1 protein-coding gene (only partly in view) is annotated in these 13,090 nt (G+C 60.4%); it reads right to left on the bottom strand.

What is annotated here, in order from left to right:
- Positions 1-13,090 carry the 3' portion of an amino acid adenylation domain-containing protein gene (locus J3U87_RS13250; RefSeq protein WP_237383523.1) on the bottom strand. Its footprint extends 6,803 nt past the window's final position, so the window shows 13,090 of its 19,893 coding nt (coding positions 6,804-19,893); its start codon lies off the right edge, out of view; it ends in the stop codon at positions 1-3.

The following is a 13,090-nucleotide window of genomic DNA, read 5'->3' as shown; positions in this document are numbered from 1 at the left end:
TTAATCCTCTTCATCATTCAATAGATAGGCAGAGAGTTCGCGGACAGTCGGATAATCGAGCAACCATTGCGAGGAGATCTCTCGATTCAGTCGCTTCTCTAAGCGCGTGGCCATGACCGTGGCCGAGATGGAATCCAGCCCGTAGTTCTGAAAGGACTCGTGTTCGTCGGCTTCTTCCAGTTTGAGGACATCGCAAAGTGTGTTGAGAATGATGTCCGCGAGATCGTCGGTCGGTGCGACGGGTTTCGGCTCGGGTGGTGGGGCCGGCTTGGCGATTTCGGGACCGTTTAACAGGGTGTAGATTCGGTGGACCAACGAGGGATCCAGCCCGTCGATCTCATCCACATCCAGGAACTGAGTGAGTTCCTCGAAAGACAGCGGTTCGCCGCGCCGTTCCCACGCGGTAATTCGGGTTTCCAGGGAATCGGTGGGTTGGGTGTCGAGCCCCATGAACCGGCTTACCTTCTCGAAATCGTCGACGGCCATGAGGGCGATCACGGCGTGCGGGTCGGCGAGGCTCGATTCGATCACGGGAAAGCCGATGTCCATGTCGATCAGCCGAAAGCCTTGGGATTGGATCTTTTTGCGCGTTTCGGGGAACAGTCGATCTTCCACCCAGGCGCCCCAGGATTGGGCGACCGTGACGCCGGAGCGTCGGCCTCGTCGGCGCCATTGATCGCGGTGATGGGCAAAGGCGTTTTGAAAGGCCGTCGCATAGGCGTAGTCCGAGGAGCCGCGCACGCCGTAGGCCCCCAGCGAGGAAAACATGATGAAGAAATCCAGGGGCTCCGTGCGGGTCAGCTCATCCAGGTTTTGCGAACCCTGCACCTTGGAGCGGATCACGCGCTGAAAGGAGGCCCATGGTTTGGTGGCGATCATACAGTCTTCGTGGGCGCGGGTGAGGTTGACGACGCCGTGAATTGCGCCGACCGCTTGGCTGATGTCCGCGTAGGTCTCGGCCAGCGCTGCCCGATCCGCGATATCGACCGCATGGTAATAGACCCTGGCGCCCAAGGCCTCCAAGTCGCGGCACTTGGCCCTTGTGGCCTCGTTCGGGGGTCGGCGGGAGAGAATCACGAGCGTAGCCTGGTAGCGTTGCGCCAGTTTGCGCGTCAAGAGTTCGCCGATGTAGCCCATGCCGCCGGCCAGCAGGTAAGTGCCTCGCGTCCGGAACACGGGTTGGCCTGCTTCCGCCAGGGCCGTTTCCGTCAGGCCTTTGACCAAGCGGCGCGATCCGCAGTGGCGGATTTCCATGTCGATCTGCGGCACCATGGGCGTGGGCTCGTCGTAAAGCCATTCTTTTAAAAGCAGTTGGTGACTGGTCGCCGTGTCTTCGACGCGATGTTCGATCAGTTTCCAGGTGTGCAGCTCGTTTTCCATCATGGCCGATTTCACAAATCCGGAAAGGGCTTGGCAGTCCAGACGGGGTTCTTCGGGGCTGGTTTGGTAGAGATAGAAAATCCGGATGGATTCACCCCAAACCTGTTTCATGAGGAGTTGGCTCAGGTGGAACACCGCGGAGATATCGTCGCGTTCGGCGTTGGGTGTTTTGAGGTTCGGCCCTAAAAACAAGACGACATCCGGGGCCTGTTTCAGATTCTCGGGATCTAAGTCGTCTGTCGACAAGCTTTGAATTCGCAGGGGTTTAGTCAGATTGGCCACTTCCGTCAGACGTTCCAGCAGAGCGCATAGCGCGGCTTGGTCCTGCGGATCGGTGTACACCACCAGAATCGATTTGTCTTCGTAGCGGGTCAGGCGATCGACCCAGTCCAGATCGTCGGGAATCGGTTGCGAACGCCAATCCTCCTTCATGAACAGCCACTGTGCGGGTGGCGCTTGTGGTTCGGGCACTTTCGGTTTTGGCGCTTGCGGTTCGGCCGCCTTCGGTTCGGCCGCCTTCGGTTTGGTTTCGGGTTCCGGTGCCCAGTAGCGTTGCTTGGCGAAGGGGTAGGTGGGAAGCTCGATTCGGCGCGGTTTCCGTTCCCCGTAGAGTTGGTGCCAATCGATTCGGGCACCCTTGACCCAATGTTCCAAGAGCCTGGTGAGATCTTGGTTGGCAATCAAAGCAGCCTCGTCGATTTGCGTCGCGGGATCCCGTTCCAATTGCCCGTAGAACAGATCCGAGGCGGGTCCGCCTTCGAGGAAACGGCCAAGCTTTTCCACCCCTTCCGCGAGCGAAGCGGCGGTGAATGCCAGGCGCGTTTTCATCGCCTCGCGGCCGACTTGGAGGGTGTAGGCCACGTCGTGCAGCGCTGGCTCGTGGGCCGCCAGGTGCGTCAACAGGTTTGCGGCCATCGCTTTGAGCCGGTCCTCGTTTTTGGCGGAAAAAAGGATGGCGACCGGACCTTCTGTATCCTGCGGCAGGGATTCGCTCGGCGCGTCGAATTCTTCGAGTACCAAATGGGCGTTGGAGCCGCCGATCCCGAAGCTGCTGACACCGGCCCTCCTGGGAGCCGGGTTTTGCCGGGCGTCTGAAAGGGTTGGCCAGTCGTGGGTTTCCCGCGAAAGATAAAAGGGACTTGCCTCCAGATTCAGATAGGGGTTTTGGTCTTTGAGATGCACGTTGCCCGGAATCTTCCGATGCTTGAGCATCATGAGAACCTTGATCACACCTGCGATGCCGGCGGCGGCTTCGAGGTGGCCGATATTGCTTTTCAGGCTGCCCACGGCACAATGCGGCGCTTCGGGGGCCGGGTATCCGTGTTTCTCATAAAGTTGTTGGAAGGCGCCCTTGAGACCGTTGATCTCGATGGGATCGCCCAATTTGGTGCCGGTACCGTGGGCTTCGATGTAACCCACGGTACGCGGATCGATGCCCGAACCGCTGTAGGCAGAGACCAGTAAATCCTGCTGTGAGGCGGGATTGGGCGCGGTGGGCGAGGTTGCGCGGCCGCCGTGGTTTTCCGCCGACCCCCGGATGAGGCCATAGATCCGATCACCGTCGGCAACCGCTTTGTCCAGGGGTTTCAGAAGAATGGCCCCGACACCCTCGCCTCGGCCGTAGCCGTTGGCGCGCTTGTCGAAGGTTCGGCACCGACCGTCTTCGCTCAACATGCCGGACATGCTGGAGACCAGCGTCAGGTTGGGGCTGATGATCACGTTGACGCCGCCCGCCAGCGCCATGTCGCAATTGCCCTGACGGATGCTTTCCACGGCTCGGTGAATGGCGATCAAGGAGCTGGAACAGGCGGTGTCGATGGCTTCGCTAGGGCCGCGAAGATCCAATAGGTAGGAGATGCGGTTGGCGATGATGAAGTGATAGATCGCTGGCGTGCTTCCCTCGGCACCGCCCGTGGCCTCTTGCCACAGCTCCTTGTAATCGGTGGAGGATGCGCCCACGAATACGCCGGTTTTGCTGCCGGCCAGATCGGCGGCGGGATAACCCGCATCCTCGATGGTGGCCCAGACGGTCTCCAGGAACAGGCGGAACTGCGGGTCCATGGTTTCCGCTTCCCTGGGCGAGATGCCGAAGAACAAGGGATCGAAGCAGGCCACGTCCGCGATGAACCCGCCGGAATTCACCTTGGTCTTGCCGGGTTCCTCGAGCGGATCGCCGTAATAGGCGCGCCAGTCCCAGCGATCGGACGGGATCGTGGTGATGAGGTCGTCGCAGGACGCCAAATGTTCCCAAAACGCCTCTAGGTCGGAAGCGCCGGGAAACCGACCGTGTAGCCCGATGATGGCGATCGGTTCGCTGTCGTTGCGGCGGGGTTCCTTGCGGGTGAAGCGCCCGAGCGGTGCCGATAGGTCCATGGGTTGACTGGGTATAGGTGCTTGGTTTGCAGGTGTTTCCCGCCGTTTCAGGACCGCGTCGGGCCAGGTGTTCACTAAATATTGTGCCAAGGCCGATATGGTGGCGTACTCGTAAAACACCGTCGGCATCAGGTCCAGCCCGTAGGTCTGGTTCAAACTGTTGGCGAGTTCCGTCAAACCGATGGAGTCGAACCCGTACACCGACCATTCCGCATCCGGTTCGATCTTCTTCGGGCTGATTCTTTGGAGTTCGGCCACTTGGTCGATCAGCTCGCGAAGGAGGGGCTCCGTCTGGTTCGAGGCCTTTGGCGCCGACGTTTCGGGTTGCGGGTCCGGGTGTTGTCGGGGTTGAAACCAGGATCGAATGTTTGCCAGAGATCCTTGGGCGACCAAAACATGCGCGTAGGCACCTTGGAGTGCGCGGTTCAGGGTTTCGAGGCCGTTGGCGGTATCCATCGCGGTCATGCCGGTGGCCCGTTCCATCATGTGCTCGGCGGCCTGGTCCATGCGCATACCGCCGTCTTTCCAGAGCGGCCAGCCGATCGAAAGCGTTTTGCCGCGCCGCAATCCCTGGCTCACCCATTGATTGCGTTGATGGGCGAAGGCGTCGAGGAAGGCGTTGGCCCCGGCGTAAGCCGCCTGGCCTGGGTTACCGATCACGCCGGATAGCGAAGAGCACCATATCAAAAAGTCGAGGTCCAGATCACGGGTGGCTTCGTCGAGCGCCAGCACGCCCGCGATCTTGGGCCGCAACACGGTGATGATGTCCTCGGACGTTGTTTTGGAGATGTAGCCGTCGCGGAGCACACCCGCGGCGTGGATGATGCCGCTCAAGGGACCGTGCTCCTTTCGAATGGTGTCGACCATGGCAGCAACCTGGCTTGGATCGCCGACATCGCCTTGCACATAAACCAAATCGACGCCCTCGTCGCGGAGGTCGTCGAAGGCTTCGCGCACGGGGCCGGTCAAGGCGGAACGACCGCTGACCACCACCTTGCAGTGGGTACCGTAATGCCGGGAGAAGATCTTCCCCAGGCCGCCCAAACCGCCCGTGATCCAAATCACCCCGCCTTGCTTGAACTGGGGAGCACCCTGGATAGGTAGGTCGATTTCCTGCACGCGCTTGACCTCGCGGACCGCGGCCTCGGTATAGCGGATTTCCAGATCTTCGCTCGCCATGTCAGCCTTCAGCCGATCGAGTAGGGTTCGCGCCGCTCCGCTTTCCCAAGGGTGGACGATCATTTTGCAGGTCGTCTTGAGTTGTTCGGAACGTGCCGTTTTCAATAAACCTGAAAAGACGGCGTGGGCCGGATTCTCATCGGGAGCCAGAATACACAGGGGGCCGGTCGCCTCGGATGACGCGGCACAGGACTGGAGCAGTTGGAAAACTTGAATGAACTGGGTTTGAATGGTTTGTGCCCGGTTTTCGCCCGTAGCCTCGAGTGTCTCGATCCTGGCAGAAGGCCATTCATCCCGCAAAGCTCGCTCCAGCCAGGTCGCTGGCTCGACCAACACGAAGATGGGTTCGATCGTTTTGGCGGGCCTGATGATTTCAGGTAAGGTCTCGGCTTGCCAGACCTGGGTGGCGAAGAGCTTGTTCGCGGCCGGTTTGGCCACTTTCAGTGCGAAACCGATCAGGGAAACGACCGGATTTCCTTCCAGATCGGTCAGGTCGATATCGAATTTTTTGATCTCTCCGGTCGACGGCCTGGTCTGCACGAACGCGTAACCCTGTTGGGGACAGGTTCCGTGAATGCGCAGTTCGTCCAGCCCGAAGGGCATAGGCAGGCCCGCGTCCGGTTCTTGAATCAAAGCCAGGACGACACTTGCGAGCACGGCCCCGTTCATCAAACAGGGGTTCAGTTCGTAGGGGCCAGCATCCAAATCGTCGGGTTGTTCGAGGCGCGCCAAGGCCTCGTTTCCATGGTGATACAGGGTTTCGATGCATTGAATAGCGGGACCATGGGTGCCTTTGAGCAGTTGCTCGATTTCGTTTTTGGTTTTGACGGAGGCGCACCGCTCTTGGATATCTCGAATGGCCATACAACCCGGCGTGTCCTTCTCGGGATCCAGGTCGAGCTTGGCTTGAAAATGCACGGTGGCACCGGTCGTGACGGTGCAGCTCGATTCTTCGGTGGATACGCGAACGACAGCCTCTCGGGGTTGGTCGGTCACCCTGATCGGCTCGCGCCAAACCACGTTTCGCAGACCGACGTTCGCCTGACCGGAGGCGGACGCTGCCGCGCGCGCCATCTCCAGGTAGACCACACCTGGCAAAATCCCGTGATGATCTCTCAAGAAATATTCACGCCCCGTGAAGGTGGTTCTGGTCTCTTTGAAGGCCGGCCGCACGATTCGGGAACTAAATCCTTCCATTCGGACCAGGACCGCGCCGTCGTCGTCGCAAAGGTCGATATGGAGTTTTTTCATTCCCTCGCCAGACGCTGCCGTGTCCTCGCGCACCAGGGCCCAAACGTCGCGAGAAACCGGACCCCGAATGTCGAGCTGTTCCAGGGCGAAGGGAAGCCAGGCCGCTGCCTGAGTGTCGTCGTTCGCAAACAAACCGATCGGTGTCTGAAAGGCGGCGTCCATGATGCTGGGATGAAGCACGTACGCATCTTGAGCGACCGTGGACGGCAGCACGAGTCTGGCAAGCACTTGGCCGGTTCCCCGGTAGAGGGTTTCAACGCCTTGATGGGCGGCGCCGTAGTCGATGCCCATGGCTCGGTAGGTCTGGTAGAACGTGTCGCGATCCAAGGGGTTGCGGCTCGTCTCCTGCTTGAGGACAGTCAGGTCCAAGCGGGGAATCGCTTGGCCGCCACCCATTCTGGCCAAACCTTGGGCGTGTACGATGGGCTGTTCGGCTGTCGAGGTGTAGATCTCGAAGCGAACCCAAGGGTCGGCTTCCAGGGTCAGTGCGATATGCACATCGCGCGGTTCGTCTACTTCCAGCGGTTCCCGCCACACCACGTTCTTCAACTGGATCTCGGTTTGTTCCAGCGGAACGCCATAGGAGCAGGCCAAGGCGGCGCGCGCCATTTCCAGAGAAATGACGCCGGGCAGGACCTTTCGACCCTGAACCACGTGGTCGGTCAGGAACGATTCACGGCCCGTGAGCGTCGTGCAGAAACGCTGTTTCGAGAAATCGGAAGTATTGCGATGTAACAGTGGATGAAGCCAGGGTTGTGAAGGGGACATCGCGGGTTGCTTTGCGGAAACCCAATGCTGTTCCCGCACGAAGGGATAACCCGGTAATCGAACCCGACGCGGCGGATCCTCGCCGAAAAGCAGCGACCAGGAAAGGTCGTAGCCCTGACAATAAAGGTCCGCAAGGGCAAATAGAGATTCCTGGTAACGATCGGGTTCGGCGAGCTGGGACCGGCTGCGTTCCAGCAGTTCCCGACCAAACAGGCTCAGCACCTTTTGACCCGCAAATCCACGCGGGACCTTGCCATGAAACAGATCGGACCGTTTTTCCCCGCTGCCGATGCGTTGCAAGAGGTAACACGCGGATGCGGCGTCGCGGGCGACGACGGCGCAGCGGTGCAGGAAGTGGTGGCGGCCCGTCAGCAGCGTGTGGCTGATCTCTGCCAGGTCGGGCGGCGAGGTTTGCAACAGGGCGATCATGTCTTTGGTCTTGCCTTGCAGCGACTGTTCGCTTTGTGCGGACAGTGCGAGCAAATAGAACGGTGCCTGGTGGCCAGCGGTGTGGCGATCGTCTTTGTATTCGCGGACGACCATGTGCGCGTTGGTGCCGCTGATGCCGAAGGCGCTGACGGCGCCCCGTCTGAATCGTTCCTCCTGCGCCAACCAGGGTTGGTTGGTTTTGTTGACGTAAAAGGGGCTGTCCTGCCACGGGATGTAATCGTTTTCCCGTTCGCAGTGCAGACTGGCGGGAATGGTTTCGTGCCGCAGGGCCTGAACCAAACCGATCAAACTCACCAGACCCGAGGCGGCGAAGGTGTGACCGAAATTGGTTTTGGTGGAGGTCAGGGCGCACGATTGTTTTCGGCAGTCTTTAAAGACCTCGGCCAATGCGTTGATTTCAATGGGATCGCCCAATTTAGTGCCGGTACCGTGGGTGACGATGTAGTCGATCGCACCGGGATCGATTTTATGGCGCGCGTAAACTTCCTTCAGGAGCCGCACCTGGGACACGCCGCTGGGCGCGGTGATGCCGTTGGTCTTGCCGTCGTAATTGACGCCGCTGCCCTCGATGACCGCATAGATCGGATCGCCGTCGCGCTCGGCTTGGGAGAGGCGTTTGAAGACCAGCACCGCCACGGCTTCACCGGGAACCATGCCGTTGGCGCGTTGGTCGAAGGCGAAGCACTTGCCATCCGGTGACAGCATCCCGGATTGGCTCATGGCCACGAACATGCCTGGCGTGAGCACTAGATTGACCCCCGCGGCCAAAGCCAGGTCGCATTCGTGATTGCGCAGACTGAGCCAAGCTTGATGGGCGGCGACCAAGCCGGAGGAGCAAGCCGTGTTGATGGCCATGTTGGGGCCCGTCAGGTTCATGAAATACGCCAGACGCGCCGCCAACACCCCGTTGTGACTGGATGTCACCCCGCCCTGCGCGCCTCTCAAGGCTTGGTAATCGTCCTGTTCCACTCCGACGAACATGCCGACCTGATCGGTGTTCAATCGGTCTTGGCCGTAACCGGCATCTTCCAACGCGTTCCAGGCCTCCTGCAGCAACAATCGCTGTCTGGGGTCCATGGTTTCGGCTTCCTTGGGGGATATTTCAAAAAACAGGGAATCGAATGCCTTCACGTCCGGCAGACTGCCCATCCACTTGCAGTTGGTTTTTCCCGGGGAGCCCGCCGGATCGAAATAGCGGCGCCAATCAAATCGTTCCGAGGGGATTTCCGTGACCGCGTTGTGGCCCGAGGCCAAGATGTGCCACATGTCGTCCACGTTTCGGGATTGGGGAAAACGGCCGCTCATGCCGATCACGGCGATGGGTTCTGCTTGGGCCGGTGCGCCGGCCGGAACCACGCGTCTCCTGTTGGGTTTGCGAACGGCGATGCTTTTGGGATTGGGGTTCGCGGGGCGGTTGCTTGGGTTCTCTCTAAAAAAAGCCCGCAGCGCGTCGCCGTGCACATCCAGCAGGTGGGGAACCAGTTTTTCCAACGTGGGGTACCCGAAAAATATGGAAGGGTTGATTTCCACCTGGAAATGGTTCGTCAGCGCGAGGCCCAGTTCTGACAGCCGGATGGAGTCGAAACCGAACTCGGTAAACTCCATGTCCGATTCCAGCATCTCGCGTTGGGTTTTCAGGATGCCGCTCATGTGCTCCTTTAATTCCCATTCCAGGCATGCCGCCGTGCTCAGGCCGGTTAATTCCAGGCGCCTGCCGTTCCCCGAAACCGAGGGTGCGACGACCGGTTCGGCGGGTTCTTCGAGCCATTCCACCTCGGGTTCTTCGCGGTCGATCCAATAGCGTTCGCGCGAAAAAGGGTAGGTCGGGAGATGGATGCGGCGCGGCGGTTTGTCTCCCAAAAAATGCGACCAGGAGAAGTCGTAGCCCTGACAAAACAGCTCGGACAGGGCGCGCAGGGATTCGCCGTACTTGCGCGGATCGGCCTGCAAAACGGGACCGTCTTCGATCAGCCGTTGGCCGTAATCGCGTAACGCGGGTTGCGGGTCGAAGCCGCGTGAGACGACACCGCGGAACAGGTGCGGCGATTTGTTGTCGAGCTGCTGCAACAGGTAACGGGCGTCTTCGGCGTCGAGCACAACCATCGCGAGGCGATATCTGAAATGGTGACGTCCTTCCAGCAAGGTGTAGCCGGCACCTGCCAGGTCCAGTTGCGGGTCCCGTTCCAAAAGCTCCGAGAACCGTTTGACTCTCTCGAGCAACGCCGATTCGGTCTTGGCGGAAAAAGCGAGCAGGTAACAGGGTTGCGCGTCGGTGTGCGACGGCTCGAGCCGGATGTCCCGTACCACCATGTGGGCGTTGGTACCGCTCATGCCGAAGGAACTGACGGCGCCGGTTCGCGCCGCGTTTGCTTGCTTTGGCCAGGATCGCTTGCTCTTGTTGACGTAAAACGGGCTGGTTTTCCAGTCGATGTAATCGCTTTCCCGATCGCAGTGCAGACTGGCGGGAATGGTTTCGTGACGCAGGGCTTGGACCATACCGATGAGGCTGACCAGACCCGAGGCCGCGAAGGTATGGCCGAAATTGGTCTTGGTGGAGGTCAAGGCGCAGTTCGCGTGTTGGCCGACGCCCTCGAAGGCCTTTTCCAGCGCGTTGATCTCCACGGGGTCGCCCAGGGGCGTTCCCGTGCCGTGGGCGACGATGTAGTCGATGGATTCGGGCTCGATGTGATAACGCGTGTAAACGCTTTGGATCAGCTCGGTTTGGGATACGCCGCTGGGTGCGGTGATCCCGCTGGTCTTGCCGTCGTAATTGACACCGCTCGCGGGGATGACGGCATGAATCGGGTCGCCGTCGCGAAGCGCCTGGGACAGACGTTTCAGGACCACCACGGCCACGGCCTCGCCCGGCACCATCCCGTCGGCGCGTTGGTCGAACGCGAAGCAGGTTCCCTGATCGGACAACATGCCGGCCTGGGCCATGCCGATGTAGACCTCGGGGGTCAGCATGAGATTGACGCCGGCGGCGAGGGCGGTGTCGCATTCGCCATTGCGCAGGCTCTGACACGCCTGGTGGGCCGCGACCAGAGAGGACGAACAGGCGGTATTGATCGCCATGGTCGGTCCCTTGAGGTTGAGGAAGTAGGCTAAACGCGCGGCCAAAATGCCGGTGTGAAAGGAGGTCAGATCACCTTGCGCAGCCATGCGCTGGTACTCGCCCTCCTCCACGCCGACGAACATGCCGGTTTTGCATTCGGCGATGTGCCTTGCGCCGTATCCGGCATCCTCCAGGGCGTTCCAAGATTCCTGGAGCAGCAGCCGTTGCCTGGGGTCCATGCGTTCGGCTTCGCGGGGAGAGATCTCGAAGAACGACGGGTCGAATTCCGCCACCCCCGGAATGTTCCCGGTCCACTTGCAATTGGTTTTGCTCGCATCCGTGGTGGGGTCGCCGAAGTAGGCTCGCCAGTCGAACCGCTCCGCAGGGATTTCCTGGACCGCGTTTTCTCCGTTCTCCAGGATGCGCCACATGTCCTCCACCGAACGGGCTTGGGGGAAGCGTCCGCTCATGCCGATGATCGCAATCGGCTCGCCCTGTTCCCGGGTCGTCGATCGTATGGGCTGAACCACTGCCTCGGGTTGCGGCGCAACTTTTTCCCTGGGTTGCGGCGCGGTTTGGGCACCAACGGGATCCTGGCGGTAGAAGCGTCGGACGGCGTCGCCGTGCTCGTCCAGAAAGTAGCGGGTCAGCTCGGCCAGGGTGGAACGCCCGAAAAATACGGCGGGCGTGACCTCGAAGCCATAGTGATTTGTGAGACATTGCGCAAAATTGGCGAGGCTGATCGAGTCGAAGCCGTAATTGGTTAAATCGCTTTCCACATCGATCTTGGCCTTGTCGATTTTCATTAGGCCCGAGACGAGGTCCACCAGGTCCCAGCGGATCGATTGGGCGACAGTCAAACCGCGCATCTCGGGACGACTTGCCCTGGGTTTGGGCGCGGACACTTCGGTGATGGCCAACAGCCGATCGATCCGATCTTTGCGCGCGGCAAAGACCAGCAGTTGGGTCTGCTCGGCTTGCAGGAATCGGTCGAACGAGTCGAGACCTTCTCGGGTTTCCAAGAACCGCTGGCCGCTGGATTGGAGGTAGGCGCGGGCTTGCTCCCGGTCCTGACCCATGCCGCCGCTTTGCCACAGCGGCCAGTTGAGGACCAAGGTTCGACCTTGGCGCTCGCACTTGGTTCGCAAGCCGTTGCGGTAATCGGCGTAGGCGGTTTGGAAGCGGTTCGCCATGGCGTAATCGCAGGCGCCCCAGTCGCCCAGCACGGCGGCGGTGGACGAAAAATAGCAGACGAATTCCAGCGGTTCGCGGGCCAGCACTTCGTCCAGGATTTGAGTGCCGTCGATCTTGGCTGCCAACCCGGCCTGGAAGTGCTCGTGGGTTTTGTCGAAAATGTGGCCCGACGGCTCCAGGCCCGCCGCATGGATCACACCCGTGATGGGACCCAGGTCTAAACGGGCCACCCCGTCTTTCATGCCCGCTGCGTCACACACGTCAGCCTGCAGGTAAACCACCCGGCATTCGCCAGTCTGCATGGCCTGAAGCCGGGCTCGTTTTTCCTGGCTGAGCGGAGAACGACCGGTGAGGATCAGATCGACGGACCTGGTTTTGAACAGATGTTCCGCAAACAGAAGTCCCAGGCCACCGGCACCGCCGGTGATGAGAACCGTTCCGTCGATCGGCGCCGGATCGCCGGTGGGCAGCGGCGGGGTTGGTTGCACCTTCAGGCAGTGGCGTTTGCCCGCTTGGTACAGAACGCTTTCGGCGCGATTCGTGCCGATTTCGTCCGTCAGCTTTTCGGTCCAGTCGTTCAGGTCAGGCCCGATGGGCTGAAGGATCACGCGAGCCCGCGTTTCGGGCAGAGCTGCTCTCAGGGAACGGGTAAAGCCGATCCAGGATTCCGCGTAACAACGCTCGAGTCCGTCCCTGAATCCGCCCGCCAGCACCAGGTGTTTGGGTTTTATCTTGGTGGCCTCGATCGCTTGAATGAGGCTGACGATCGGAGCGGTGTCCCGAACCCACAGGCCATCTTCAAGCGCCCACAGATAAAGAATTCCGTCAATGGCGCCGAATTCCTCGCAAGCGCTCTCCAAGGCGCGTTGATAGGTTTCGGGCGCATCGGGGGAAACCGCATCTGTTCCCACAAAAGCCACTTGGATGGACGGGTTGCGTTTCTCGAGCCCGTCTAGCAGTGTACGTTGGTTTTCCCGATCGGACAGGAAGCACACCAAGGTTCCGATGTCGGGTGCCGCGCCCTTGGGCAGCGGCTGTTCTCGCCAGGTTTCTTCGAAGTGCATCAGCTCGAAGGATTCTTCTTCCACCTGCGGCGCAGGGCGCTTTGGCTTGGCTTGAGGGAGCCAGTACCGTTCGCGCGCGAAGGGATATACCGGAAGCGCGATCCGGCGCGGTTCGTCGTGTTCGTATAACCCAGCCCAATCGATCACGGCGCCCTCGACCCATGATTGAATCGCCTGGGCCTGATCATCCGGCCGGACGGCTTCGCGGGATCGCTTCACGCGATTTCGGTAAAGGCCGGTCCCATCGCTTTCGGCCGTAAGAAACGCGCTGAGTTTCGTCCTGACTTCCTCGATCGACGTAGCCGCAAAGCCCAGGCGTTCTTCCATGGGTTCGCGTCCCACTTGGAGGGTGTAGGCCAGATTTCGCAAGCCAATA

Source organism: Sulfidibacter corallicola (genome assembly GCF_017498545.1).
GTDB classification, from domain to species: Bacteria; Acidobacteriota; Holophagae; order Acanthopleuribacterales; family Acanthopleuribacteraceae; genus Sulfidibacter; species Sulfidibacter corallicola.
This window is presented reverse-complemented; position numbering and strand designations above follow the sequence as displayed.